This is a genomic window from Vibrio scophthalmi, assembly GCF_040869025.1.
Taxonomy (GTDB): domain Bacteria; phylum Pseudomonadota; class Gammaproteobacteria; order Enterobacterales; family Vibrionaceae; genus Vibrio; species Vibrio scophthalmi.
In genome coordinates this window covers 402,273-428,470 of sequence record NZ_CP134272.1, presented here as the reverse complement: position 1 = coordinate 428,470, position 26,198 = coordinate 402,273, and the positions used below count along the sequence as shown (strand labels likewise).

Below are 26,198 nucleotides of genomic sequence, written 5' to 3'. Positions count from 1 at the left end.
TCCCTATCGAAATTAATTCAGCAAATCCTTCTATACCCGTATAGAGCGCATAAAGCAGCACATAGCCAAAAAGATTTAGTGTGTTCAATCTCAACGATCACGACATAGTTTTCAATAAAAACAACACTTTGCTTACTCTTCAACACACTATATGATCACGTGAATTTATATAACCGTCTGTCTTTGTGTACGTTACGGTTCAGCCATACAGGTCTAATCAAAAGAGCATGAAAGGTTTTATTCTAGCTATGACATTGCTGATTAATCCCATTTTGGGATGTACTCATTACGCGATAGAACACCAAACAGGTAAAGAAACTTATGACCTTGGTGTTCAATACTATTTTGGTAATGGCGGATCAATAAATAAAGAGAAAGCCTTCGAACTCTTCAGCCAAGCCGCCACAGATGGGCACAGTGAAGCTCAATATTACCTTGGTCATATGTATTACTTTGGTGAAACAACACCAGTAGACAAAGCACAAGCAACACGGTGGATGGAACAAGCGGCAGAGCAAGGCAACATGCGTGCCCAATACAATCTCGCGACGATGTACTATCACGGTGATGGTATTAGTGAAAATCGATCTATGGCGTTTCACTGGTATTTAAAAGCGGCGGAACAAGGCCATGCCAAAGCACAACTTAACGTCGGGAGAATGTTGGAGTTTGCTCAAGGAGTAGAAGAGAATCTCCAGCAAGCACTGGAGTGGTACCACAAAGCGGCTGAGCAAGGTAACGCTGAGGCACAATATAATATGGCGGCAATGCTTGCTTATGGCATCGGTACCAATGAAGACTTAGGAGCGGCGCTATATTGGTACTATCAAGCTGCCGAGCAAAACCATCTTGAAGCTCAATACAGCGTAGCGTTAATGTTGGAGCTCGGTAAAGGCATCGAAAAAAATAAGCCCGAAGCAATAAAATGGTATCTGATCGCCGCACAACAAGGTCACGCCGAGGCTCAGTTTAATTTAGCTATGATGCTCTATTTCGGCGCTGGTATTGAGGAAAACAAACCCGACGCTTTCATGTGGTTCCTTAGGGCAGCAGAGCAAGGTCATGTAGAAGCACAGTATAATGTTGGCATGATGTACGATTTTGGTCTAGGCACAGAGCCAAATAAGACTAAGGCTTTCATTTGGTACCACAATGCCGCTGAGAATGGCCATGCCGACGCCCAATTTAGCTTAGCGTCGTTGTACGAACTCGGCGTAGGCACTCCCGTTAACAAAAAAGAAGCGTATTTCTGGTACGTCAAAGCGGCGAAGCAGGGCTCGGTAGCGGCTCAATATAATCTCGGTGTGATGCTAGAAGCAGGCAAAGGCATTGAGCAAGATATGGATGAAGCGATCGCGTGGTATACCATGGCGGCAGAACAAGGTGATGCTGAATCCCAGTACATTCTCGGTACGCTATATCACTCAAATCTCGAAGATTTTGAAAGTAAGCATTTGGCGATGATGTGGTATCAAAAAGCCGCCAAACAAGGCCATGAAAAAGCACAGCAAGCCCTACTGGCGAAAGAGTTTGAAATGGCTGCACCTAAAGCTCATTAACGCATTGTCATTCCTTAAACACGCCTTTGACTTTGCCTATATAGAACAATCCGCATCGAGATTGGACAAGTAACTAATCACAATGAGGGGTATCGCCCCTCATTGACTCTCACTCTTAGCTTTATGTCACTCCAAAGAAAACGCAATAACGACCCTGTTGCATCTCGCTAAACTGGATAAACCTTCTCAAACCGCTCTAACACCAGTTCTGACTCTTCAGTAAAACTAACGCCGATTTCTTGAGCGTATTGGTTAAAGAAATCGATATGTGCCTTGCGCCACCAAGCATAGGTGCCATCCCCCTCGCCTTCTGACTGGGCAAACGCCTCCGTCACTTGATTGAATGGGCAAATCTCAACGCTAGTCAGTTTAACAATGCAGATGGGTGTTGCATTCCAATCCAACACCACCGTTAAACGACCAACCACAGGCAAAGGCTCATCATCAATATCGTAGCCAGCTTTCAAACTGCATGAGGCGGTTTTGATCCCCAGACCGATTAAACGTGCACACTCATTCGCGTTGTATTCATCGGCACAAAAATACTCAGCCAAAAACTGCGGAATGTCGTTGCGCTCTGCTTCCGAGAATTGAGCAAGGTATTGGTCAAGAAACGCTTGTTGATTCGGAGTCATACTCTTCCTTGATATGCTATTGAAAACTCGAGCAATACTACCATGCACGACTTAGAGCGATAAGCCACATAGATGTAAAAAGAGGTGAACAACAAAAAGACGTAGTCGCAAAACTCCGCCCTTCATTTGGTACTTTGATTTTCATGATGAATTAGACGCGCAATACCCGCTCTATCTCAGCAATACTGGAGGGGTCATCAATCGTGGATGGCACGGTATAGCTTTCACCATCGGCAATCTGGCGGATGGTTCGGCGTAGAATTTTACCTGAACGGGTTTTCGGTAAACGCTCCACCACCAGAGCGTGCTTAAAGCAGGCAACTGCGCCAATCGAATCTCGCACCTTACTGACAAGTTCCCCCTCTAAAGTTATATCATCGATGCTGACACCGTCTTTGAGTACCACAAAGCCAAGTGGCAGTTGCCCTTTAAGCTCATCATGGATACCTACCACCGCGCACTCGGCAATAGCCGGATGGCCACCGACAATCTCTTCCATCTCACCGGTTGATAGACGATGACCGGCAACATTAATCACATCATCAATACGGCCCATGATAAACAGGTAGCCATCCTCATCGAGATAACCGCCATCGCCTGAAACGTAGTAATCTGGAAATTGGCTTAGGTAACCACTTTCAAATCGATCATGGTTACGCCATACCGTCGGTAAGCAGCTGGGTGGCAAAGGGCGTTTAAGCGCAATAAAGCCTTGTTGATTGGTCGCCACCGGCTGCCCCATCTCGTTTAAGATTGCCACTTGATAACCGGGTACAGGCATCGTGGCTGAACCTGCCTTCACTGGCATCATTTCAATTCCCGTCAAATTTGCCGCGATCGCCCAACCAGTCTCGGTCTGCCACCAATGATCAATCACAGGCTTATCGGTGCGGCTTACCACCCACTCTAAGGTTGGCGGGTCAAGGCGTTCGCCAGCCATGAAAATGGCTTTCAAATGAGAAAGGTCATATAGCTTAAGATATTCCCCTTGTGGATCTTCTTTCTTAATCGCGCGAAAAGCGGTTGGAGCGGAGAAGAGAGCATCGACGTGATACTCAGCGCACACACGCCAAAATGCCCCCGGATCAGGCGTCCGCACCGGTTTTCCTTCATACAACACGGTAGTGCAGCCATGAATCAGTGGCGCATAGACAATATAGGAGTGACCAACGACCCAGCCGACATCCGACGCCGCCCAAAACACGCCATCTCGGGGCATGTTGTAGATGGCACTCATCGAGTATTTCATCGCAACGGCATGACCGCCATTATCACGTACCACGCCTTTCGGTTTACCCGTGGTGCCCGAAGTATAAAGAATATAGAGCGGGTCAGTCGCCAACACGGGGACACAAGCATGGGGCAAGGCGTTTTGTTGTGCTTGCAGCCAATCAATATCGCGATCTTGATTAAGCTCAGCAAGGCATTGCGGCCTTTGCAAAACAAAGACATTTTCCGGCTTCCAGCGACTATCCATAATCGCTTGGTCGACCATCGGTTTGTATGGGATCAGCTTGTTGACTTCCACGCCACACGAGGCGGTCATGATCACTTTGGGTTCAGCATCTTCAATTCGCACCGCTAACTCACTGGGCGCGAAGCCGCCAAACACTACAGAGTGAATGGCTCCCACTCGTGCACATGCCAGCATTGCCATTACCGCTTCTGGGATCATCGGCATATAAATCACCACCCGATCACCTTTGCCCACTCCTTGCGCGGCTAACATGCCGGCAACGACCGCGACTTGATCGCGCATTTCAACATAACTATAACGCTGCTTAACGCCCGTTACCGGGGAATCATAAATCAGCGCGGTTTGCTCACCTCGCCCCTGATCACAATGAGTATCGAGCGCTAACCAGCAGGTATTCATTAGTCCATCAGGGAACCAACGTTCGATACCATTTTGATCCTTAGCTAGAATGGTTTGTGGTGCTTGAAACCAATCAATATTGTGCGCTTGTTGCTGCCAAAACTGCTCTGGGTGCTGTTGCGCCCACTGATATTGTTCTTGGTATGCCGACATAGTGCTTCCTCCAGTATGTCTTCGTTTCGACTTATACCAGCACAACGCAATGAGGTTGGAATGTCGTTGTGTTGGTAACGGCCTTTGCGAGAAATGCGAATGTATCGTCCTTGAATAAAGCGACTCACTGAGTTTATCTTTGCTTTAAACGAGGATGGGATCGAACGGAACTCGCACCATCCCTTCCATTAAGACTCGCGCACTGCGACTCATGGTGACTTTCTCTATCTGCCACTCATTGTCCGTTTGACTCGCCTGCGCCCCCACCTTTAGGGTTCCAGATGGGTGACCAAAGGTCACCGCCGAGCGCACACCTCCGCCCGCCGCAAGGTTGACCAGCGTTCCGGGGACACACGCCGCGGATGCAATCGCCACCGCTGCCGTACCCATCATGGCGTGATGCAGTTTGCCCATCGACAAAGCGCGAACCAGTAAATCTACCTCATCGCGAGCAATGACATTACCACTGGAAGAAAGGCTCTCTTTGGCTTCAGAAACAAAAGCGATCTTGGGGGTGTGTTGGCAACTTGTAGCTTGTTCAATATCACTGATTAAGCCCATTTTGAGCGCGCCATAGGCTCGAATTTTTTCAAACTTAGCCAGCGCTTGCTGATCAGAGTTAATCGTCTCTTGCAGCTCTGTGCCTTGATAGCCAAGCGAGTGCGCATCAATAAAAATCGTAGGTATGCCGGCGCTGATTAAGGTTGCGTTAAAGTTGCCAACTCCCGGAACTTCAAGATCATCAACCAAGTTGCCAGTCGGAAATAGCAGTCCAGAACCATCCGCTGGTTCGACAAAATCAACTTGGATTTCAGCGGCAGGGAAAGTGACCCCATCTAGCATAAAGTCGCCGCACTCTTGTACTTGCCCATTGAGCATCGGCACATGTACCACGATGGTTTTGCTGATATTGGCCTGCCAGATACGCACCTCTGCGATGCCGTTACGCGGCAGACGCTTGGCATCGACTAGCCCAGCGTGGATCGCGAACGGGCCGACAGCGGCAGAAAGATTACCGCAGTTACCACTCCAATCGACGAACGGTTGATCAATCGAAACCTGACCAAATAAGTAATCAACATCATGATCAGCACGCGTACTTTGGCTGACAATCACCGATTTACTGGTGCTGGAGGTAGCTCCGCCCATACCATCAATCTGCTTACCATAAGCATCAGGACTGCCAATCACGCGCAGAAATAATTGGTCACGCGCCTCACCCGCGACCTGCGCCGCAGGCGGCAGATCATTGAGGCGAAAGAACACCCCTTTGCTGGTGCCGCCCCGCATGTAAGTCGCAGGTACTTTCATTTGCATTGCGGTGGAATGTTCACACTGACGCTCTTCGTTGTGGCTTGCTGCCGAATACCCTTCTTGTTTTGAGCATGGGGGTTGTTTTAAGAAACGAATTTTATTCATGATCTTCTCTCCCTCACTCAGCCAAAAAATCTTGAGCAAAGCGCTGTAACACGCCACCCGCTTGATAAACATGCACTTCATCGGCGGTATCTAGGCGACACCTCACTGCGACATCGAGCTTTTCGCCATTGGTTCGGGTGATCACTAAAGCCAAATCAACACCAGCGGCAATCTCACCGACTACGTCGTAAAGCTCTGAGCCATCCAGCGCTAAAGTGTGGCGATTCGTTCCCGCTTTAAACTGCAATGGCAGCACTCCCATCCCAACAAGGTTAGTACGGTGAATGCGCTCAAAGCCTTCAGCCACAATCACCTCAACACCAGCCAAGCGCACCCCCTTGGCCGCCCAATCGCGTGATGAACCTTGACCATAATCAGCACCAGCAATCACAATCAAAGGCTGCTTGCGCTGCATATAAGTTTCAATCGCTTCCCACATGCGCATCACTTGGCCTTCCGGCTCCACGCGAGCTAGTGAGCCTTGTACCACTTCGCCATTGTCCTTAACCATTTCATTGAACAGCTTTGGATTGGCAAATGTCGCGCGTTGCGCAGTGAGGTGATCACCACGGTGCGTGGCATAAGAGTTAAAATCTTCTTCCGGTAGTCCCATTTGGGCTAAGTACTCCCCCGCTGCGCTCGTCGGTAAGATCGCATTGGAGGGTGAAAGGTGATCAGTGGTGATGTTGTCGCCCAATATCGCCAAAGGCCTCATCGCCGATAATGTTCGCTCTCCAGCAAGCGCACCTTGCCAATAGGGAGGGCGACGAATATACGTGCTCATTTCATGCCAGTCATAGAGCGGCTTTGTCGTTTGCCGATCATCATCGAGTTTGAACATCTGAATATAGACTTGCTTAAACTGCTCAGGCTTGACGCTGGTCTTCACTACCGCATCAATCTCTTCATCACTTGGCCATAAATCACTCAGATAAATCGGTTCACCTTGGCTATTGATGCCTAACGCATCGCGCTCAATATCAAAGCGCATCGTGCCTGCCAATGCATAAGCGACGACTAACGGTGGCGAAGCGAGAAAAGCTTGTTTGGCATAAGGATGAATACGACCATCGAAATTGCGGTTGCCCGACAAAACAGCGGTGGTGTACAGATCGCGCTCAATAATCTCTTGCTGAATCGCCGGCTCTAAAGCGCCACTCATACCATTGCAAGTGGTACAAGCATAACCAACAATGCCAAAACCCAATTGCTCAAGCTCAGTAAGCAAGCCCGCCTCCTCTAAATAGAGCTTGGCGACTTTCGATCCCGGCGCGAAAGAGGTTTTGACCCACGGCTTACGGGTTAACCCTAATTGATTGGCTTTTTTAGCCACCAATGCCGCGGCCACGACATTGCGCGGGTTACTGGTGTTAGTGCAGGAGGTAATGGCGGCAATGATCACCGCACCATCTGGTAGGTTTTGATTTGCGCTAAGCGTGTCAGCATGAAGTCTTTCGGCATCAGCAATACCTCGAGCAGTAAGCTCTGACGTTGGTAGACGAGAATGCGGATTCGAAGGCCCGGCCATATTGCGTGTTACACAGGAAAGATCAAACTCCAACACGCGCTCATATTCAGCATTTTGCAGATCATCAGCCCACAATCCCGTCTGTTTGGCGTAGTTTTCGACTAATGCTACCTGCTCGTCGTCGCGACCAGTCAGCTTGAGGTAATGAATAGTTTGCTCATCAATGTAGAACATGCCGGCAGTGGCACCGTATTCTGGCGTCATATTGGAAATCGTTGCGCGATCGCCAATGGTTAGCGCGCGTGCACCTTCGCCAAAGAACTCCAAATAGCACGATACAACGCGCTCACTACGCAAAAACTCAGTCATAGCCAACACAATATCGGTGGCGGTAATACCCGCTTGGCGCTGCCCTGTTATTTTTACACCAACAATATCCGGCAAGCGCATCATTGATGGTCGGCCAAGCATTACAGTTTCTGCTTCAAGGCCACCCACACCAATCGCAATCACACCTAGTGCATCCACATGTGGTGTATGACTGTCTGTCCCGACACAGGTATCAGGGTAAGCAACCCCTTGTTTAACTTGCACCACTGGCGACATCTTCTCGAGATTGATCTGGTGCATGATGCCGTTACCCGCCGGGATCACACTGACGTTTTCAAACGCCGTTTTACACCACTCAATAAAATCAAAGCGATCTTGATTACGACGATCTTCTATCGCACGATTTTTATCAAACGCCTCACGATCAAAGCCAGCATGCTCAACCGCCAACGAGTGATCAACGATCAACTGGGTTTCCACCACCGGATTCACCTTAGCCGGATCACCACCTTGCTCGGCAATCGCATCGCGTAGACCGGCCAGATCAACCAAAGCCGTTTGGCCGAGAATGTCATGGCACACCACCCGTGCTGGATACCATGGAAAATCCAAATCACGCTTACGCTCAATCAGTTGTTTTAAGCTCGCTTCGAGCGCAGCAGGATCGCAGCGGCGCACTAACTGCTCAGCGAAAACACGAGAAGTGTAAGGCAGCGATTGATATATATTTTCAGCGATGGCATCGACCGCTTCTCGCGCATCAAAATAATCTAACTCTGTTCCTATCAGCGGCTTACGATATTGGCTGTTTATGCTCATAACCGAGTTCCTATTCGATTCTCTTATCCTAATCACCACTTGCTAACGTCAACATTAGCAAGCCATCTGCTGTATTGATTGCCCTGACATTTATCGCTCCGCGATGGGTACCCAAGCTTGATAATCAGGGCCGGTGTAGTCGGCGCTAGGACGGATAATGCGGTTATTCTCGCGCTGCTCATAAATGTGTGCTGCCCAACCCGTTAAACGGCTCATCACAAAGATAGGGGTAAATAATTTGGTCGGAATATCCATAAAGTGATACGCCGAGGCATGGAAAAAATCGGCGTTACAGAACAGGTCTTTTTCTCGCTTCATCACCGCTTCTACACGTTCTGATACGGCGTACAAATGGGTATCACCGACTGCGTGTGATAATTCTTTAGCCCAGCGTTTAATCAGCGCATTGCGCGGATCGCTTTGACGATAAATGGCATGACCAAACCCCATGATCTTGTCTTTGTTTGCCAGCATTCGTAGGATGTTTTTTTCTGCTTCGTCTGGGGTTTGCCAGTTTTCAATCATTGCCATCGCCGCTTCATTCGCACCACCATGCAAAGGCCCGCGCAAGGTGCCGATGGCTGCCGTCACGCATGAATGAATATCGGATAGAGTTGAAGCACAAACGCGAGCCGCAAAGGTTGAGGCGTTAAATTCATGCTCGGCATATAAAATCAGCGAGCAATGCATTACCTGCTTTTGCATCGCACTCGGCGCTTTATCGGTGAGCATTTGTAAAAAATAGCCGCCAAGCGAGTCTTGGCTTTGATCTTCAGTATCGATTCGCACCCCATCGTGACTAAAGCGATACCAGTAGCAAATAATCGCAGGAAAAAGCGCCAACATGCGCTCTGTAGCGGATAATTGCTGCGAAAACTCCATTTCTTGCTCTAAATTACCCAGTATTGAGCAACCTGTTCGCATCACATCCATCGGATGAGCATCCGCAGGAATCAGCTCTAACGCATGCTTAAGCTGCAATGGTAATCCCCGCAGCGCAATCAAATGGGTTTTGTAGTTATCCAGCTCTTGTTGATTAGGTAGATGACCGCGCAGTAGCAAATGCGCCACTTCTTCAAACTGAGCATGATTCGCCAGATCGGTAATATCATAACCACGATAAGTCAGGCCCGTGCCCGATTTACCCACCGTACATAATGAAGTGCTTCCTGCGCTTTGACCACGCAGACCCGCACCACTTCCAGTTGCATCGATTGCTTGTGTAGAAGGCATGTTGAACTCCTTTTCTGTCTGGCGAGTTATCCTCTATTGGGATGCTTTATCGTCACCAGACGGTTTCACGTTATTGGTTATTTGCTGACTTATTTGTTGAATTGTTATTTGTTGAGTAACTATTTATTAGCCTGATTTTTATTGGGACAGACGGTATTAAGTAAGTGGTTACTTCGCCTCTGATACAACCTCATTTTCTAACGAAAACAGACTGTCGAGCTTATCTTCATAGGCGTGATAATCGAGGTGGGCGTAGAGCTCTTTACGCGTTTGCATCGAGCCCAATAGCGCTTCTTGATTGCCCACTTCAAACAGGTGGCTGTAAACCATTTCCGCCGCCTTGTTCATGGCACGGAATGCACTTAACGGGTAGAGCACCATATCCACCTTGGCTTCCGCTAGTTCTTCACCGCCATATAGTGGGGTTTGGCCAAACTCGGTAATGTTGGCCAAGATCGGCACATGCTTACCGCACGCTTTAACAAGCGCATTAGAAAACTGCACATATTGACCCAGCTCATTGACCGCCTCAGGGAAAATCATGTCAGCGCCTGCCTCAACGTAGGCTATCGCTCGTTGAATCGCACTTTCCATTCCCTCTACAGCCAACGCATCAGTGCGCGCCATAATGACGAAACTGGCATCACTACGTGCATCGACAGCCGCTTTAATGCGATCGACCATTTCTTGCTGACTGACAATCGCTTTGTTGGGGCGATGACCACAACGCTTCTGCGCGACTTGATCTTCCATGTGCACCGCAGCAACACCGGCTTTTTCCATCGCTTTAATAGTACGGGCAATATTGAACGCACCACCAAAGCCAGTATCGATATCGACTAGTAACGGTAAATCACAGGCATTGGTGATACGTTCAACGTCCACCAACACATCGTTTAAGGTGGTAATACCGAGATCAGGCAAACCATATGAGGCATTGGCAATGCCGCCACCAGAAAGATAGATCGCTTGGTGGCCGATATTTTTCGCCATCATGGCGCAATAGGGATTGATGGTGCCGACAATTTGTAAAGGATGGTTATTTTCTACTGCGAGTCGAAACTTCGCACCGGGGGATAAGTTCATGGTGATATCCTTATTTGGCCTATGCTGGCAAATGACAGCTTAGCGATTTTCAGCAAGAGAAATTTGTTGTTCGATTAGTTTTCGACTGCCGGAGATATGACGACGCATCAGCATTTCGGCCAGCTCTTCATCGCGATCTCGGATCGCCTGCAAAATGAATTTGTGTTCATTAAGGGCCTCTTTCGGTCGGGATTGTGAACGTGGAGATTGGAAGCGATACATACGCAGTTGGTGATAAAGCTCGTTACACAACAAACCAATCAGTTTTTGATTGCGGCTGGCTTTAATAATGCGGTAATGAAAATCAAAGTCGCCGTGTTGATGAAAGTAAGAGGCTCCTTCTACTTCATCAATATGATTAGAATGCTTCGTTAACAGCAACTCCAAAGCCAAAATCTCCTCTTGCTGAATATGGCGCGCCGCTAGACGTGCTGCCATGCCCTCTAATGCTTCGCGCACCGCGTAAAGCTCAACCAGTTTCTCTGGGCTTAAAGTAATCACTCGCGCCCCTATATGGGCGGCACGCTCAATCAACCCCAGCCCTTCAAGACGCATAATTGCTTCACGCAACGGCCCACGGCTGACTTGATAATGTTTGGCCAGTTCAGGCTCTGAGATCTTGCTACCTGCGGGAATTTGGCCACTGACAATCGCTTCCACCAATGACGTAACCAGAGATTCCGTCAACGTCGCTGACTTAGCACTCTCTTTATCATTCGAGCCGTTGTTGCCAATCGCAACCGTACTTTTCAGTTCTTGATTCATATCAATGCCCAGCGTTCAATCGAATAATGGGACACTTAGCTGCGCAGCGCATTAGCAAAACAAAGTGTCAACAATTTATTAACTTCAATTCAAAATAGACTAGTCATTCGCTATTAATCAAGAATATTGTCGACAATTTAGACTAAGGTATAACCTCGTTGTCACTGGGGAATAAAACAAAAAAGCCCTACTGACATAGCATCAGTAGGGCTGGAACAGAGCTTAGCGCGCTATATTGAGCAAGCAGTTAACGATAAATTAGCCACGACTCTTTTGGTACTGTAGGAATGTCACCACACTCAACACCGCAAAGAAGATCGGGTCACTCCAACCAAGGCCAACAAAGATACCAGTGAAGCCAGCGTAAGCAGTGATCACGGCGCCGAGAATGTTGGTTATCAATAGCGCTTTGATAAGCTGTTGCATCGCTTGGACAGAATCAATATTACGCATCATCAAACTGATCGCGGCAATACCGCCAAGAAATATCGACGTATGTTGAGAAAGAAAATACGCATATTGATCATTAATCTCAACGCCATACACTGGCCACATAAGGCTAGGAATGAAAAACAGCGCGAAAGCAAACGTGGTGTAAATAGCACCGTGGAGAGTTAGAAAAGTTTTATTGTTCATCTTAATATTTCTTTTGAGTTGCTGACAGCAAACGCATCAATAGTTTCTTTTGTCAGCAACAATATGATTTACAGTGTGAATTGAGCGGGATTCATTAAGCTAACGGCGCGCGATTTATCTCGCTAAGCGGTTGATTAATATCGAAGATAATACCTCTAATATTACTAATGCCCATTTGTTGCAAACGGGCAGAATGCATCTCTAAGTAGCGCTGAGCTGAGGCTTGATTTTCAAACAAATAGATCCCCCCACCCAGTTGATCTTTTTCGCTTTGCGTCCAGATCTTCCAAATCAGGCCCGGCTCTTGATTAATTGACTGAGCTAAGCCTGTCATCGCCTGCACCATCTCTTCACCAAATGGGCCTTGAAAATCAAAATCAACTTGCAGTAATTTCGCCATCGCTACTCATCCTATCTTTTTAAATATTATATCGCTCTAAGCCACAACAAATGGCTCACGTATTTTGATGTGATGATTATTACCTTTATAAAACCGATAAAAAAGTTCATAATTTTGCCATTAACTGTCGAAAAAACTGACCAATGAGACTTAAAACGACCTTAGAGCAATGGCAAACACTGCATCAAATCGACCAAGCTGGCAGTATTCAAGCCGCGGCAATTACGCTGAATAAAAGCCATACCACCTTGATTTATGCCGTTAGAAAGCTGGAAGAACAGTTAGGTATAGAGCTCGTAGCAGTACAAGGCCGTCGCGCAGTGTTAACCGAACATGGTAAAACGCTACTGCGTCGTGCTCACTCAATGCTTGAGCAGGCTCGTGAGTTAGAAATGATCAGCCAACAACTCAGTAGTGGTATAGAGTCGCAAATTACTATTGCTATCGATCACTTATGTGACCCAAGCTGGCTCTATCAACCGATGCAGCAGTTTTTAGCCACCAATAGCACCACCTCAATACAGGTCGTAGAGACCTCGCTGAGTAAAACCACCGAAATGGTGGTAACAGAACAAGCCGATATTGCCATTATCAATTTGCCGATCACCAACTACCCAGCCGAAGCTTTTGGTATCACCACCATGGTTCCGGTCATTGCAAACCACCATCCGCTAGCGAGCAAAGCCTCACTCTGCTTGGCTGATTTGGACACGACGTGTCAAATCGTAGTGCGTGATTTGGGTGATCGTTCAGCGAATAAACGCGATGTGGGTTGGCTTAAATCGCGCCAACGTATCACGGTCGATAATTTTGACCACGCCTTTCGCGCCGTGGAACAAGGTGTCGGCTTTTGTCGCCTACCATTGCATGTGGTTGAGCAACGCCGCAGCGATAAAATCACAGTAATAAATTTAGAGCAGTCGGAGCGCTATCAAGTAGCACTGCACATCACCCTACCCAAAGGGGCCAAAACCGGTCCAGCCGCGACAGCCTTCTACCAGCAGTTGTTGCAACAAACACCATCGAGAACCTAGATTTACTTGCGCTAAAAACGCAGCATAAAAAAAGAGAGCAAAAATGCTCTCTTTGATAAACAAATGACTCAGTTAGACAATTACGATACTAAGTAACACTCCGTCATTGCCTCACCTTGCGCAGATTCACCACCGACAATCACCATGCCTTGTTTGGTCGTCATTGCGACACCATAAGCACAGCCTTGCGGTAAATCAGCAACGTGTTGCCATTGTGCGCCATCGAAGCACCAAACCTTACTATCGAAGGTTTTGCTGAGTCCTTGATGGCTATACCACTGCCCTTGCTGGTATTTGTGTTGGCTACCAATGAAAAATGCCCCACCGGCCACTATCCATTGACCATTCAGTTCACCACAATACGCCCCAGCCAACCCTTCATGACTTGGGTGCAGATCATGAATCGATGGTAGATACATCGACTCCACCACCTTGCCATCTTTAAACTGCAGTTGCTTACTGTGTAAGCTGCGCAGACCCGGCTTCACTTCCCCTTCAACTAAGGTTAAGCGATCACCATCGCGGAAAACGCCTGCACCACAGTTTGCTTGGAAAGGATTGTTCGCAATCACATGCCACTGCTGGGTACTCACTTGATAACCATAAACTTTGTCGTTCCATTGATAGTCATCAATCGATTGGGACATAAACTGCACTAAACACGCTTGTTTCGCATCGGCATCATTAGCGATTAACGGCTCGTTAAGCTGTGCCATTAGGCCATCGAAAACCGATTTGTTATAGCCGCCAACAAAAGCCAAGTGATCACTATCGAGAGCGAAACCTACACCGCCGAGCAATCCAACCGGAGTCGTCACTGCCACTTGCTGCCAACTGTCTTGTTGGCAATCGTAGTAATAACCATCATCCAGAACAGTCGTGTAATGGCCCCCCTCTGCGATACCGGCACCAGAGAAAACATAACAACCGCCCTCTACTGGAATGCACACGGCGTCATTACGAGCCACACCGGGAAACGGCGCTTTTGCTTGCCAATCCGAGCTTCCATCCATATCAAACGATAGCCACTGCTGCCCTAAGCTACCAAGCCCTGCATAAATAACCTCGATGCTATTATCAGAGCTTGCGGTGTGGCTAAATCCCACACCGTTTTTCAATCCAGCAGGCAACGCCGCTAACTGTGTGAACTGAATCTTCATTGATTAATCCTGTTGTTCTACATGCTGACCATTCCAAGTTAACTTAGTAACCTTGGTACTGGCCGAACTATCTGGTTTCTCACCGCCAACCAGCAACACGTCATCGTTCACGGTAAAGGACAAGCCATAGGCAAGCGGTTCTATCAGGTTTTTATCTTGCTTCCATGCTCCTTGATTAAACACGTAGGTTTCGGCATTAAAGGCTTTCGCTAGGCCGTTATGAGCAAACATATTACCCTTATCAAAAGCTAATTTAGCACCGTGGAAATTAGCGCCACCCGCCACCAGCACAACACCATTACTGGTGCCAGCAAAGGCCCCCGCGACCCCTTCTTGTTGCAACTGAGACTCTGGAGTCGGTAGTGGATGCTCACTTATCCATGGCTGGCTTTCACCAAATTGATACGATTTTACTTCTGCTGTACGCAGCCCAGGTTTGATTTCTCCGCTAATGATCAACGCATTTTGATCTTCGACCACTAAGGCTGCCCCACAGTTCGGCAAATATGGCGAAGAACCAAGATCCTGCCACTGATTCGAACTTGGGTTGTAACTTAGTACTTGTCGATTCCATTGATAATCAACCGGCTTCATGCCCATAAAATCGTCGACGATCTTCTGCCATTGTTCTGGCGTGGCCTTTTTATCGGTGGTGATAACATCGTGCAGGTATTGATCAAACAATCCCTTGTTGTAACCACCAAAGAAAACGATCTGTTGATTGTCTGGTGAGTAGGACGCAGCGCCGAGCAACCCAACTGGCGCCTTAGTATTCACTTGCGACCACGTATTGGCATCGGTATCAAAGCGATAAACCGTTTCAAAAATAATCGGTGACGCAGCCTTGCTGTCTGCTTTACCTGAACCACCAAAAATATAGATATCATCGTTAATCACGCTTGCGGTCGCACCATCACGTGCAGGGCCAGAAAAGTCCGCTTGTGGCTGCCAACCTTTATCCAGCTGCTGCAGATCAAGCATATAAAATTGTTTGCCCATTGAACCAAGCCCAACATAGATCTTTGAATCTATTTGCGCACCAACACCATTTTTCACGCCGTTGGGTAAATCAGGCCAAGTTTGATTGGCATAAGAAGCCGCAGAGAAAGCAGCAAGCAAAGGTAGTGTGAGTAGTACAGGGGTTAATGGTTTCATGTTATTGATTTCCTTATTATGAGCGGATTACCCTCTCGATCATGTCAAGCTCGGCATTCGCATTAACAAAAATATTTTCCACAACCACACGTTAAGAAGAATTTTTTCTCTATTAAAAATGCAAAATAAAGCCCACTCTTTGGCAGGCTAAAATAATTTGACGGTTACTTGAGTAACGGTACAACCACTTCCGCGGTTTCAAGTACCGATTCAGAATACTCTGGGTGCTCTTCTAACAAGCTATTGACCAGCACATCCACCAGTAGTAATGCACCCACTTTCGAGGCAAATGCACCACCCGTTAGTGGGCCTTCAGGTCGGGCTGCCACCAACATCTCTGAGCAAATCGCACTCAGAGGGCTATGGCTGATATTCGTCAACGCCACCACTGGCACATTACGCGTATGAGCTTGTGTTGCTGCGTGAATCACTTCTCGCGTCGAGCCTGAGCTTGATACGGCAAACCACAAATCCCCCGATTGGCTTCTTACCGCATTCATCGCTGCTAAGTGCGTATCTTCATACATGGTCACTTTCTTGCCGATTCGTAATAAACGGAACGCAAGATAACGGCCCACAATGCTCGAAGCGCCAACGCCGACACAACTAATAAAGCTCGCGTTATGCACCAAATCACAAATACGTTTAAGCGCTTTGCGATCAATCAATTGTGCAGTATCAAGCAAACTCGCTGATGCACTTTGTGCTGACACTTCACAAATATCACCATCAGACTCTTGTGGCTGACGCTCTTGGCTTTGCGATAAACCCACCGCCAATGCCATACGAAAATCAGAATAGCCTTTGTAGCCCATATCTCGACACAAGCGCACAACGGTAGCTTCACTTGTTTCAGTATTACGTGCCAAGTCAGTGATCGTTTGGTACTGAACGTCATTGGCATTTTCTAGGATATAGTCCGCAACTTGGCGTAATTTCTTACTTAGCGGCTCTATATTTGAACGCAATCGAACCAACAAATTTTTAGGCGTATTCACAGGTGCCTCTTCTATGCTTGTTTTGACCGCTAAAAGTAACAAAGTGATGGTCACTTTGACACATCCACCACGAATTAATTGCTCCGATTTGCTCTAAAAGGCAGCATGCAAGTCGATTTTTCTTACATGCTGCGACGCAGTTAGAGATTTACTCGGCGATTCGCGTAACGCTATGAGTTGTATGCCTTACAGGTTCATGAAACCCGCATCGCGCATTTTCGCCAAAACGTCGGCCTTTTGCGCGTCAGTCAATGAGCGGATTGGCGTACGTGGGTTACCCGCATCAATGCCATGCAGTTGCATTGCGACTTTACCCGCCGCCACACCGCCGTATTCAACCAAGACACGAATAATCGCGATCACTTTATCCATCAGCGCTGCCACTTTTGCTTGGTCGCCACGGTTAAATGCTTCAATAATTTCTAAGTACAGTGGTGCTGCGTAGTTATATGTACTACCCACAGCGCCTACAGCCCCCACCGCTAAGCCAGCAGGTAAGAACTCATCAACACCAAAAGGAATATCGTATTTACCATTAGCAACGCGAACGCAACGTTGGTATTCGTACAGGTCAACATTGTTGAACTTCGCGCCCGATAGGTTTTCAATGCGCTCGCCACCTTTGATCAAAAACTGCTCTAGATCGAGGTTCACCCCTGACATACCAGAGTGGTAGTAGTAGAAGCCTTTTGACGGCGCGGCCGCTGCGATTTGCGCGCAGTATTCCACCAAATCATCCACTGAACCTGGCTTAAAGAAACAAGGACCAATGGCTGAAGTCGCTAAAATATCCAATGTTTCTGCATGTTCTGTCAGTTCAATCGCATCAGTAATACTCAGTGCACCAGTATGTAAAATCAGATCCAGTTTGCCATCCGCCGCTTTTACCCAGCGCTCAGCAATCGCTTTACGTTCTTCCACTGAACAGTGAATGCCTTCACCGGTAGTGCCACACACGTAAGCACCTTTTACGCCTTGTGCAATCAAGACTTCGGCAATTTGATCAATCGCGCCAAAGTTCACTTTGTTGTTGATATCAAATGGAGTATGCGGAGCAGCAATAAGACCAGTTAGTTTTTTCATTTTTATATCCTAGAGAGTTAGAGCCGGAGCACCCGGCTCATCACCATACAAGTAGAGTAATTGTTATTGACCGTAGCCGAGGAAGATCTCAGGTAACAGCAGAGTAAATTGAGGGAATACCGCCACTAGCGCCAACACGATAAACAGCGGCACAAGCAGTGGCATCACACCACGAGTAAGCACGTGGAATGGAATATCACCAACACGCGACACCACATACAACGCCATACCCATCGGTGGAGTTAAGATGCCGATCATCAGGTTCAAGATAGCCATTACACCAAAGTGAACAGGGTCAATACCGACTGAAACCGCCACAGGCACAAGGAATGGAACCAACAGTAGCAACAGTGCAAGTGACTCGATAAACGTACCCAAGAACAACAGCAGTAAGTTGATCAGTAGCAACAGCACTAGCGGGTTGTCACTAATCGTTAAGAAGAATTCAGCCAGCATTTGCGGTAGCTGTTCACGCGCTACAATCCAACCAAATACTGTTACGCCCATCACCATCAGAGCCACAACTGCCGTGTTATTTACCGTCTCTTTCAGGATTTCAATAAAGTTCTCAAGCGTTAGCTGCTTGTAAACCACAGTACCCAAGAATAGAGCGTAAAGAGATGAAACCGCTGCCGCTTCTGTTGGGGTGAATTTGCCTGAAAAGATACCGCCGATAATGATGATTGGCGTCAATAGCGATAGGAACGCTTCTTTGAAAGCAATCAAACGCTCACGACCCGTTGCACGAGGCAATACCATGTAGCCGCGTTTTTTACAGATGTAGTAGCTCATCACCATCAAAGCCGCACAGCACATCAAGCCCGGAATCGCACCTGCTAAGAACAGAGCACCAATTGATGTACCCGAGACCACACCGTAGATAACTAAAGGGATTGAAGGTGGTACGAGTGGGCCGATAATGCATGATGCAGCCGTTAAACCGCCGGCGAAATCATCATCGTATTTCGCATCACGCATCGATTTAATCTCTAGCTGACCTAAGCCGCCAGCATCAGCAAGGGCCGAGCCTGACATACCAGAGAACAGTAAACTCGCCATGATGTTCACGTGACCAAGACTGCCCGTGATATGACCCATCATTGATTTAGCGAAATTAAAAATACGTTCTGTAATCCCAGCACTGTTCATCAGGTGACCGGTGAGAACGAAAAACGGTACAGAAAGTAGCGTAAAGTTATCAACACCAGTGATCATTTGCTGAGCCGCAAAGTTGATACCTGGACTGCCTGTCACCAATAAGAAAATCAGTGCGACAAAAATAAGCGAGAACCCTACTGGCATCCCTGCAAATAGCAGACCTAACCAGCCAAAAATTGAAGTTGCCATGATCGATTACCTCTCAGCCATCTGTGAGTCAGATGCCGCTGCATCATTACTACTGGTAGAAAACTGCTTCGCAATGCCTACCATCTTTTGTACTTGTCTAAACACCATAAACAACCCGCCAATAGGCAGTGCATAGGTTTGCCAACTGCTTGATACACCTAACGTGATTAGCTCAAAAAAGGCAGTGCGCTGTACATGTTGATAGCCGAGATAAACAATGGCGAAAATAGAAAGAAGAACGGCAAATTCCAATGACAACACTAAAGCTAAACGGGTTTTCTCAGGCAACTTATCAGAGAAAAAAGTGATGTTTACATGCGAGCCACGTTTCAGCGCCATCGCACAACCAATCATGCACATGTACATGAAAAGAACCCTTGCAAGCTCTTCACTCCACAACGAAGGATCGTTCAGTAGCCAACGGCTACCAATTTGCCAAGTCAATACCACTAACAATGCTGCCATGAGCGGCACGGTGATGATTTCTTCAATATTGTCGATTATCTTGCGTAACATTTTGAACTCCACGGCTGGCCAGTCTCGACCAGCCTAGAAATTGACACTTAACTTAAGATCAAACCTGAGTGCGATGCTTACATTGCCGCAAGCTGCTTCACTACCGGTTGACCAACTTGTTCTTCAAACTCGGTGTAGAGAGGCTGCATCGCTTCACGGAATGGTGAAAGCTCTGGGTAAGTCACGGTTACACCTTCCGCTTCAAAGTAAGAAATCAGCTCAGCTTCTTGTTTCTTAACGAAGGCGGTATGTGCTTCACCCGCTTTTGCCACTGCTTTAGTGACAATGTCACGCTGCGCTTCATTCAAGCCTTGCCATGTCGTTTCAGAGATGATCACCATTTGGTCGTTTACGATGTGATTGGTCATCGCAAGGTTGGCCTGAACTTCATAGAACTTCATGGTTTTGATCGCTGGCAATGGGTTTTCTTGGCCATCAACCGCGTTGGTTTGTAGTGCTAGATACACTTCAGAGAAAGCCATTGGTGTTGGTGATGCGCCTGATAGTTTGGCGAAGTTCAAGTTAGCTTTAGCATTTGGAACGCGCAGCTTCAGACCTTTAAAGTCTTCAATGCTGTTAAGTGGACGGTTAGAAGAGGTTTCGCGTGTGCCGTTATACCAAGTATCCAATGCGCGCCAGTTAAATTTGGTTAACATTTCGCCGCGAATCTCTTGGCCAAAATCTGAATTAAAAATACGTTGTAGGTGTGCAAAATCACGCACGACGTAAGGCAACATAACCGCCTCAGCACGCGGGATCCATAGGCCCATACGACCAAACTCAGCATAAGTGATATCCAAATCACCCATCGAAAGTTGTTGCAGCATCGCACGGTCATCACCGAGTTGTGCGCTTGGGTAAAGTGCCACTTTCATTTCGCCGTTACTAAGCTCTTCAATCGTGTCTGCCAGCATTTTTGCCGACGTGTATTCCACTGACCCTACTGAAGGTTGCATACCCATTTTAAGTGTTGTCGCCGCTTGAGCAGAGACAGCACAACCTAGAGCAAGCATAGCGAGAGTAATCTTGTTAATGGCTTTCATAGTGTTCCCTTTTTGTTTTTTTAGCCTCGATTTTTCTAAACCAAGGCTTTTATTGACCAAGTTTCACGTATTTGAAAAAAGTTTTTATTTTGTTTGAAAAAAATCTTCGTTATGGATTATTATTGCGATGAAGATTATTTTCAAACCAACTTTTATTGAAATGTGATCGCGGACAAAAATTCGTCAGAGATATGATTCCTACACCCTATCTCGACGAATGTGATGGATTTTTAGTCACTATAAATCCGCTGTGAAATGTCTTATTGAGAGGCCAAACGTGAGAACAAAAAATATAAATATCAACCAGTTAAAAGAGCAACTCCAAGGTCAAACTGTCGTTTCGATTCAACCAGTGCCAGATAGCCCATTAGAAAAAACCGAATTCATCGTCGCAATGGCACAAGCGGCAGAACAAGCAGGAGCAAAAGCGCTGCGCATCGAGGGCGTAGCCAATGTAGCTGCCGTTTCGCGTGCCGTTAATCTACCAATTATTGCGATTGTGAAACGTGATTTAACGGACAGTCCTGTACGCATTACCCCTTACCTTTGTGATGTTGCTTCACTGGCTGAAGCAGGTGCGACAATAATCGCTTTTGACGCGACCAATCGTGAACGCCCAGAAAGTCGTGATGTGATTGCTAAAGCGATCCAAGAAAGCGGCTGTTTTGCTATGGCGGACTGCTCAAATTTTGAAGATGGTCTTTGGGCCAACGAAGTTGGGGTTGATATTATTGGCTCTACTTTGTCGGGTTATGTTGGTGGTGAAGAACCAACCGAACCAGATTTACAATTGGTGAAACAATTTTCCCAAGCGGGATTCTTTACCATGGCCGAAGGTCGTTACAACACCCCAGAACTCGCTGCTCAAGCGATCGCTCATGGCGCTGTAGCGGTAACCGTCGGTTCAGCACTGACTCGTTTAGAAGTGATGATTGATTGGTTTAATTCAGCCACTCAAGCAGCAGGAGAGCGTTAATGTCGACACTGGCGAAAAACACACTGGCAATTGATATCGGCGGCACAAAGATCGCAATTGGTTTGGTACACGGCGATGCCATTGTTGAACGTCGTCAGTTCCCAACTCCAACAGTAAAAGAAGCGAGCCAATTTGCAGCAATGATCCTTGAACAAGCGGCAGATTGGCTTGATCGTGCAACGCGAATTGGTATTTCGACCACTGGTCTCGTTACCGAGCAGGGTATCTCGGCCATTAACCCCGATACCCTAGCCTTCCCTGCACCATTCCCATTGGCCGCGGCGCTCGAAAGCCTAACCAACAAACCTGTTGCCATGCTCAATGATGCTCAAGCTGCGGCTTGGTATGAGTATGTCAATCTACCTCAACCAGCGCGTAACATGGCGTTTATTACCGTTTCCACAGGGGTCGGCGGCGGTATCATTATTGATGGTAAATTGCACAGCGGTGCTACTGGCCTTGCAGGTCACGTGGGTCACTTCTCGATAGATCCTAACGGCCCGCAGTGCGGCTGTGGTCAAGTCGGCTGTGTGGAAGCCATCGCTTCTGGTACCGCGATTCAACGTCGTAGCCACGAAACGTTTCACCCGCCAATCAGCAATGTTGAGTTATTTAAGCTCGCGCCAAATGAACCGCAAGCGGAAGCGATTGTCCAAGCCAGTGCGCAAGCCATTGCCACCTTATGTAGTAACCTTAAAGCAACCCTTGATTTAGATGTTATCGTGTTAGGTGGTGGTGTCGGCCTTGCCAGTGGGTATTTAGCCCGCGTCGTTGAACATATTGCTCAGCGTCCACACGCATTCCAAGTGCCGATTATTGCCGCTCAAGGTGATTATGACGCCTGCTTGCTCGGCGCTGCTTTCCAATTTAATAAGGACTAATTATGGGAATGAAAGCCATTTCTGCTGCACGTCTTTTTGATGGAACTCATTACCATCACGATGCCGCTCTCATTTGGAATAACGATGTGATTGAAGCGATCCTTCCGATTGCCGAATTACCTAGCGATATTGAGCATCAACATTATGCCAATGCCTTAATTGCACCAGGCTTTATTGATTTACAAGTCAACGGTGGCGGCGATGTGATGTTCAACAGCGACATCAGCGCCAGCGCGATTGAGACCATTTGTCACGCACACCGCAAACATGGCACGGCGTACCTATTGCCAACGCTGATCAGCTCTACCCCGCAAGACATTAGCCAAGCATTAACCGCCACCGAACAAGCGATTGAAGCACATGTACCGGGCGTGATTGGCGTGCATCTTGAAGGCCCATGGCTGAGTAAAGAGAAAAAAGGCGCACATAACGCTGAGTTATTTTACTCTCCTACCATCAACGATCTCGCTGATTTTCCTTGGCCAAAACAGGCCAAAGTATTGGTCACTGCGGCTGTGGAGAACATGAGTGATGAAACACTCGACTGGCTACAGCAACAAGGCGTAACCCTCTCTTGCGGCCATAGCAATGCCACCGCAGCGCAATTAACCCCGCGCAAACTCAGCCGCATCGATGGCTTTACGCACCTTTTCAATGCCATGTCAGCGTTTGAAGGGCGAGAACCCGGTGTCATTGGCACAGCACTCCACACTGACCATGCTTGGTGTTCAATCATTACTGACGGTATTCACGTACACCCAAACAATGTGATGCTGGCGCAAAAGGTAAAACCTGCAGGTAAGCTTTTGATCGTCACCGACGCGATGGCAACACTGGGCAGTGAAACCAACCGTTTTGAACTTGATGGGCAAGTTATCGAAGTGATCGATAATAAACTGGTCAACAGCGAAGGCCGCTTAGCGGGTGCACACATCGGCATGGATGAATCAGTCGCCAATGTGATTGCATGGGGCATCGATGAAGCAGAAGCGCTGAGAATGGCTTCAACCTATCCTGCCCAAGCGATGAACCTAACTCAATTAGGACAACTCAAACCGGGCTACCGCGCCGCAGCAACGGTACTCTCTAACGATTATCAATCACAAGCGGTATTGGTGGATGGCCAGTTGTTGTAAGCCGAGTTTTGTTTTGGTAGATATGAAGAAGGCGCTCATGATGAACGCCTTTTTGACTCATTTTTTGGACAACAGTCTGTCAATGGTTGAGCTAGATTAGCGGCTCGATTTAGACGTTCGCTTGAAACTGTTCAATAAAATAGTTCGTACAAACCTGCTGAGCCTGCTGAGCCTGCTGATTAAGCACAACCTCTTGCTGAGATCTAAGTTCAAGATAGATCTTAATACACTGTGTCATCGCCTTAATTAATGACTGACGTTCTGGTAATGCCACCGTTTTAGACAACTGCTGAGCAAACTCAGGTAAACGCTTTTCTATTGTCCTCACCCCTGATGGCGTCAGTCCAGCTTGTTGTAACGCAAGTGGTGAAAGGACGTTTTGGCGAAGGAATGAGATAAATTCCAGCGTTTCAAAATACTCTCCGCGTGCGATCTTGGTTGCTGCATAGTGAACCCAAATCCAAAACCTGTCTTCCACCCACTGCAATTCAGGGCAAGGATATTGTGGTTTAGACTTTGAAAAAACATCCGTCAATGCTCCCTCTCTCTCCCACAAAACTTTTGTGTCATCGACTCTTATTGCAGCATCTGGTAGCGAAACAAATTTGAAGTCGACATGGACAGCATTCGGCTCAAAAAGAGAAATAATAAGTCTTGGCTCGCCAACATGTTCACCGGTAAAGGCGGCAACATTCCCCTCTACCAACTGGATCAACTCAAATCGATGGCCCATTACCTCAGTAAAACTCTCAGGCTCGATGGCGATAACAAGGTCTAAGTCGCTGTATTGGTCCATGGAATCCGAAGCATAGGAGCCACTAACACCGATGCCACACACTCGGGGATCTTGAGAAAATACGTCGATAATTTGCTGTAAAAGAACTTGATGAGAATGAGGAATAGATTGAGGATATTTCATATTTTACCTATTTAGAAAATGGTTGACGATCGCAACTGCTGGTGCGGTAAAATTTACGCAGCATTACAGAATCTCTAAAAACCACTCCAAAAGCAATATCTAAATCACTCTAATTTCTGAAATCATCTTGCAAAGTAATAAAGGGCTAAACGGGACAGACATCCTAAAGCAACCTCACCATCATTATTTTAATAACGTCTGTCCTATGTATCTCCTATGAGGACACACACTCTAAAGTAACCAAAGTATGGTTTGGTGATAACCTCGTGGTAAGTTCGGCCATTGAGTCTTGCTGCTCTCTTTCAGCCTTTTATTCTTGAGAGGTTAAACACCTCTCGAGACCAACAATGACGACAGCCAGAAAACAACAGATATCCGTCGATGCAACACCTTATTATCACTGCGTTTCTCGCTGCGTTAGGCGCAGTTTATTGTGTGGTATTGACCCGTTAACAAAGAAAAATTTTGAGCATCGCCGCGAGTGGATCAAAAACAAAATATATGCACTCTCGCAAGTGTACTGCATCGACATTTGTGCTTATGCGATTATGAGTAACCACTATCATCTGGTCGTGCATATCAACCGAGATAAGGCAGTATCCCTTTCTAATCATGAAGTGGTCGAGCGCTGGCAGCAAGAGCACAAACTCCCAAGCCTTGTTTCACGTTGGTTATTGGGGCAACTAACCACTGAGGCGGAAACCGAAGCTTGTCTGTTAATCATTGACGCTTGGCGCTCTCGCCTATGGAGCCTTAGCTGGTTTATGAAGGGGCTCAATTTTGATATTGCCTTCCAAGCTAATAGAGAAGAAGGTTGTACAGGACATTTTTGGGAAAGCCGCTTTAAAAGTCAGGCTCTGCTCGATGAACAAGCACTCGCCGCAGCAATGGCTTATGTCGATTTAAACCCGTTAAGAGCGGGGATTGCCAACACTCTAGAAACCTCCGAATTCACTTCGATACAAGCCAGATTGAAAGCGTTAAATAATCAACAAGAAACCGCTCCTTGCCTGCACCCGTTTATCGGTAATCCCACCAATGAAAAACTTGATGGTATTCCCTTTCGGTTAATGGATTATATTGAACTGGTGGATTGGAGTGCGCGCCAATTTCGAGAGGGTAAAGCTTGTTTAGAGGCCAATGTGCCGCCGATACTGCAACGACTCAACCTAAACCAGCGCAATTGGCTCAAAGCCTGTACTGAACTAGAGCGTCATCGCAGTACCGCCGTCGGTTGTCTCTGCACTATCGAGCCAGCCAGAAGTCACTTGAACAAAAAGCGGATACATCTGTTTCGCTTAGATGGTTGAATATAACTATTTTGCTCTCTTCATAAAACGACCATAGCCAACGAATGACCGCCTTCGTTTACCTCCGTTCGCGCCAACCCAACTCCATTTAACCAATACCGTATTTTTCCACCAGATAAACGCTAAATGAGCAGTAATTTAAAGAGTATCGATGACCTTGATACTGCTCGATACCTCGGCATCATGATTTCTTTATATAGCGTCTGTCCTTTGTAGTTAGGGTATGTGTCCTTACACTAAGGTTTGGATGGCGAAGTTAAA

The 26,198-nt window shown here is 47.2% G+C and carries 23 protein-coding genes; 6 read left to right on the top strand and 17 right to left on the bottom strand.

The genetic code is table 11. The annotated features are described in order from the left end of the window. Positions 1 to 227 precede the first annotated feature (227 nt). The gene (locus tag RJD38_RS16905) at positions 228 to 1,559 is read left to right on the top strand and encodes a tetratricopeptide repeat protein (RefSeq protein WP_065546669.1); all 1,332 of its coding nucleotides are present in this window, start codon (positions 228 to 230) and stop codon (positions 1,557 to 1,559) included. 167 nt (positions 1,560 to 1,726) lie between these two features. Here RJD38_RS16905 and RJD38_RS16900 read toward each other — a convergent pair whose 3' ends face one another. The 9 genes from RJD38_RS16900 to RJD38_RS16860 form a co-directional block, all read right to left on the bottom strand. Then, complete coding sequence (locus RJD38_RS16900) at positions 1,727 to 2,194, bottom strand: ASCH domain-containing protein (RefSeq protein ID WP_065546668.1); 468 nt, start codon at positions 2,192 to 2,194, stop codon at positions 1,727 to 1,729. 151 nt (positions 2,195 to 2,345) lie between these two features. Further along, positions 2,346 to 4,223, bottom strand: coding sequence for a propionyl-CoA synthetase (locus tag RJD38_RS16895; protein ID WP_065546667.1), 1,878 nt, complete (start codon positions 4,221 to 4,223; stop codon positions 2,346 to 2,348). A gap of 144 nt (positions 4,224 to 4,367) precedes the next feature. Continuing rightward, positions 4,368 to 5,540, bottom strand: a complete 1,173-nt coding sequence (prpF, locus tag RJD38_RS16890) for a 2-methylaconitate cis-trans isomerase PrpF (RefSeq protein ID WP_197497820.1) — start codon at positions 5,538 to 5,540, stop codon at positions 4,368 to 4,370. A gap of 115 nt (positions 5,541 to 5,655) precedes the next feature. Further along, positions 5,656 to 8,259, bottom strand: a complete 2,604-nt coding sequence (acnD, locus tag RJD38_RS16885; protein ID WP_065546665.1) for a Fe/S-dependent 2-methylisocitrate dehydratase AcnD — start codon at positions 8,257 to 8,259, stop codon at positions 5,656 to 5,658. Between the two features lie 90 nt (positions 8,260 to 8,349). Continuing rightward, complete coding sequence (prpC, locus tag RJD38_RS16880; protein ID WP_065546664.1) at positions 8,350 to 9,492, bottom strand: bifunctional 2-methylcitrate synthase/citrate synthase; 1,143 nt, start codon at positions 9,490 to 9,492, stop codon at positions 8,350 to 8,352. 168 nt (positions 9,493 to 9,660) lie between these two features. Next, positions 9,661 to 10,578, bottom strand: coding sequence for a methylisocitrate lyase (gene prpB, locus RJD38_RS16875; RefSeq protein ID WP_065546663.1), 918 nt, complete (start codon positions 10,576 to 10,578; stop codon positions 9,661 to 9,663). Positions 10,579 to 10,617: 39 nt separating this feature from the next. After that, positions 10,618 to 11,343 carry a GntR family transcriptional regulator gene (locus RJD38_RS16870; RefSeq protein ID WP_005596421.1) on the bottom strand — a complete coding sequence of 242 codons (726 nt, stop codon included), beginning with the start codon at positions 11,341 to 11,343 and terminating at the stop codon, positions 10,618 to 10,620. Positions 11,344 to 11,601: 258 nt separating this feature from the next. Further along, on the bottom strand, positions 11,602 to 11,979 hold the full coding sequence (locus RJD38_RS16865) for a hypothetical protein (RefSeq protein ID WP_005596419.1): 378 nt from the start codon (positions 11,977 to 11,979) through the stop codon (positions 11,602 to 11,604). Between the two features lie 94 nt (positions 11,980 to 12,073). Continuing rightward, on the bottom strand, positions 12,074 to 12,379 hold the full coding sequence (locus RJD38_RS16860; RefSeq protein ID WP_005596417.1) for a monooxygenase: 306 nt from the start codon (positions 12,377 to 12,379) through the stop codon (positions 12,074 to 12,076). Positions 12,380 to 12,522: 143 nt separating this feature from the next. On the opposite strand from RJD38_RS16860, the gene RJD38_RS16855 reads away from it, so the two are divergent. Further along, entirely contained in the window at positions 12,523 to 13,413 is an 891-nt protein-coding gene (locus RJD38_RS16855) for a LysR family transcriptional regulator (RefSeq protein ID WP_065546662.1), read from the top strand. An 80-nt stretch (positions 13,414 to 13,493) separates the two neighbouring features. On the opposite strand, the gene RJD38_RS16850 is transcribed toward RJD38_RS16855, so the two are convergent. From RJD38_RS16850 to RJD38_RS16820, 7 genes are all read right to left on the bottom strand, one after another. After that, entirely contained in the window at positions 13,494 to 14,573 is a 1,080-nt protein-coding gene (locus tag RJD38_RS16850) for a YjhT family mutarotase (protein WP_065546661.1), read from the bottom strand. Between the two features lie 3 nt (positions 14,574 to 14,576). Continuing rightward, a complete protein-coding gene (locus RJD38_RS16845; protein ID WP_065546660.1) occupies positions 14,577 to 15,728 on the bottom strand; it encodes an N-acetylneuraminate epimerase in 1,152 nt (383 codons plus the stop codon). Between the two features lie 164 nt (positions 15,729 to 15,892). After that, positions 15,893 to 16,726: a MurR/RpiR family transcriptional regulator gene (locus RJD38_RS16840; protein WP_038219506.1), complete on the bottom strand. Its 834-nt coding sequence runs from the start codon at positions 16,724 to 16,726 to the stop codon at positions 15,893 to 15,895. A gap of 186 nt (positions 16,727 to 16,912) precedes the next feature. Next, the gene (locus tag RJD38_RS16835) at positions 16,913 to 17,809 is read right to left on the bottom strand and encodes a dihydrodipicolinate synthase family protein (RefSeq protein WP_005596408.1); all 897 of its coding nucleotides are present in this window, start codon (positions 17,807 to 17,809) and stop codon (positions 16,913 to 16,915) included. A 63-nt stretch (positions 17,810 to 17,872) separates the two neighbouring features. After that, a complete protein-coding gene (locus RJD38_RS16830) occupies positions 17,873 to 19,156 on the bottom strand; it encodes a TRAP transporter large permease (RefSeq protein ID WP_005596406.1) in 1,284 nt (427 codons plus the stop codon). Between the two features lie 6 nt (positions 19,157 to 19,162). Next, positions 19,163 to 19,684, bottom strand: coding sequence for a TRAP transporter small permease (locus RJD38_RS16825; RefSeq protein WP_174269650.1), 522 nt, complete (start codon positions 19,682 to 19,684; stop codon positions 19,163 to 19,165). A 65-nt stretch (positions 19,685 to 19,749) separates the two neighbouring features. After that, positions 19,750 to 20,715, bottom strand: coding sequence for a sialic acid TRAP transporter substrate-binding protein SiaP (locus RJD38_RS16820; RefSeq protein WP_065546659.1), 966 nt, complete (start codon positions 20,713 to 20,715; stop codon positions 19,750 to 19,752). 292 nt (positions 20,716 to 21,007) lie between these two features. Here RJD38_RS16820 and RJD38_RS16815 point away from each other — a divergent pair, with 292 nt between their 5' ends. From RJD38_RS16815 to nagA, 3 genes are read left to right on the top strand one after another with little or no spacing between them, the layout of a single operon-like run. Next, positions 21,008 to 21,691 (top strand): putative N-acetylmannosamine-6-phosphate 2-epimerase, encoded by a 684-nt coding sequence (locus RJD38_RS16815; protein ID WP_406853491.1) that lies wholly within the window; start codon positions 21,008 to 21,010, stop codon positions 21,689 to 21,691. Continuing rightward, a complete protein-coding gene (locus RJD38_RS16810) occupies positions 21,691 to 22,572 on the top strand; it encodes an N-acetylmannosamine kinase (RefSeq protein WP_065546658.1) in 882 nt (293 codons plus the stop codon). The genes RJD38_RS16815 and RJD38_RS16810 overlap by 1 nt, the downstream gene beginning before the upstream one ends. Positions 22,573 to 22,574: 2 nt before the next feature. Beyond that, complete coding sequence (nagA, locus tag RJD38_RS16805) at positions 22,575 to 23,708, top strand: N-acetylglucosamine-6-phosphate deacetylase (RefSeq protein WP_065546657.1); 1,134 nt, start codon at positions 22,575 to 22,577, stop codon at positions 23,706 to 23,708. A gap of 109 nt (positions 23,709 to 23,817) precedes the next feature. Here nagA and RJD38_RS16800 read toward each other — a convergent pair whose 3' ends face one another. Next, a complete protein-coding gene (locus RJD38_RS16800; protein WP_065546656.1) occupies positions 23,818 to 24,627 on the bottom strand; it encodes an aminoglycoside 6-adenylyltransferase in 810 nt (269 codons plus the stop codon). Between the two features lie 431 nt (positions 24,628 to 25,058). Between RJD38_RS16800 and RJD38_RS16795 the strand changes: the two genes are divergently transcribed. Next, positions 25,059 to 25,937 (top strand): transposase, encoded by an 879-nt coding sequence (locus RJD38_RS16795; RefSeq protein WP_065546655.1) that lies wholly within the window; start codon positions 25,059 to 25,061, stop codon positions 25,935 to 25,937. Positions 25,938 to 26,198 lie beyond the last annotated feature (261 nt).

Excerpts from the sequence above, each read along its gene's own strand:
- RJD38_RS16905 (WP_065546669.1), top strand. The coding sequence starts at position 228 with ATGAAAGGTTTTATTCTAGCTATGACATTGCTGATTAATCCCATTTTG.
- RJD38_RS16900 (WP_065546668.1), bottom strand. The coding sequence starts at position 2,194 with ATGACTCCGAATCAACAAGCGTTTCTTGACCAATACCTTGCTCAATTC.
- RJD38_RS16895 (WP_065546667.1), bottom strand. The coding sequence starts at position 4,223 with ATGTCGGCATACCAAGAACAATATCAGTGGGCGCAACAGCACCCAGAG.
- prpF (WP_197497820.1), bottom strand. The coding sequence starts at position 5,540 with ATGCAAATGAAAGTACCTGCGACTTACATGCGGGGCGGCACCAGCAAA.
- acnD (WP_065546665.1), bottom strand. The coding sequence starts at position 8,259 with ATGAGCATAAACAGCCAATATCGTAAGCCGCTGATAGGAACAGAGTTA.
- prpC (WP_065546664.1), bottom strand. The coding sequence starts at position 9,492 with ATGCCTTCTACACAAGCAATCGATGCAACTGGAAGTGGTGCGGGTCTG.
- prpB (WP_065546663.1), bottom strand. The coding sequence starts at position 10,578 with ATGAACTTATCCCCCGGTGCGAAGTTTCGACTCGCAGTAGAAAATAAC.
- RJD38_RS16870 (WP_005596421.1), bottom strand. The coding sequence starts at position 11,343 with ATGAATCAAGAACTGAAAAGTACGGTTGCGATTGGCAACAACGGCTCG.
- RJD38_RS16865 (WP_005596419.1), bottom strand. The coding sequence starts at position 11,979 with ATGAACAATAAAACTTTTCTAACTCTCCACGGTGCTATTTACACCACG.
- RJD38_RS16860 (WP_005596417.1), bottom strand. The coding sequence starts at position 12,379 with ATGGCGAAATTACTGCAAGTTGATTTTGATTTTCAAGGCCCATTTGGT.
- RJD38_RS16855 (WP_065546662.1), top strand. The coding sequence starts at position 12,523 with ATGAGACTTAAAACGACCTTAGAGCAATGGCAAACACTGCATCAAATC.
- RJD38_RS16850 (WP_065546661.1), bottom strand. The coding sequence starts at position 14,573 with ATGAAGATTCAGTTCACACAGTTAGCGGCGTTGCCTGCTGGATTGAAA.
- RJD38_RS16845 (WP_065546660.1), bottom strand. The coding sequence starts at position 15,728 with ATGAAACCATTAACCCCTGTACTACTCACACTACCTTTGCTTGCTGCT.
- RJD38_RS16835 (WP_005596408.1), bottom strand. The coding sequence starts at position 17,809 with ATGAAAAAACTAACTGGTCTTATTGCTGCTCCGCATACTCCATTTGAT.
- RJD38_RS16830 (WP_005596406.1), bottom strand. The coding sequence starts at position 19,156 with ATGGCAACTTCAATTTTTGGCTGGTTAGGTCTGCTATTTGCAGGGATG.
- RJD38_RS16820 (WP_065546659.1), bottom strand. The coding sequence starts at position 20,715 with ATGAAAGCCATTAACAAGATTACTCTCGCTATGCTTGCTCTAGGTTGT.
- RJD38_RS16810 (WP_065546658.1), top strand. The coding sequence starts at position 21,691 with ATGTCGACACTGGCGAAAAACACACTGGCAATTGATATCGGCGGCACA.
- nagA (WP_065546657.1), top strand. The coding sequence starts at position 22,575 with ATGGGAATGAAAGCCATTTCTGCTGCACGTCTTTTTGATGGAACTCAT.
- RJD38_RS16800 (WP_065546656.1), bottom strand. The coding sequence starts at position 24,627 with ATGAAATATCCTCAATCTATTCCTCATTCTCATCAAGTTCTTTTACAG.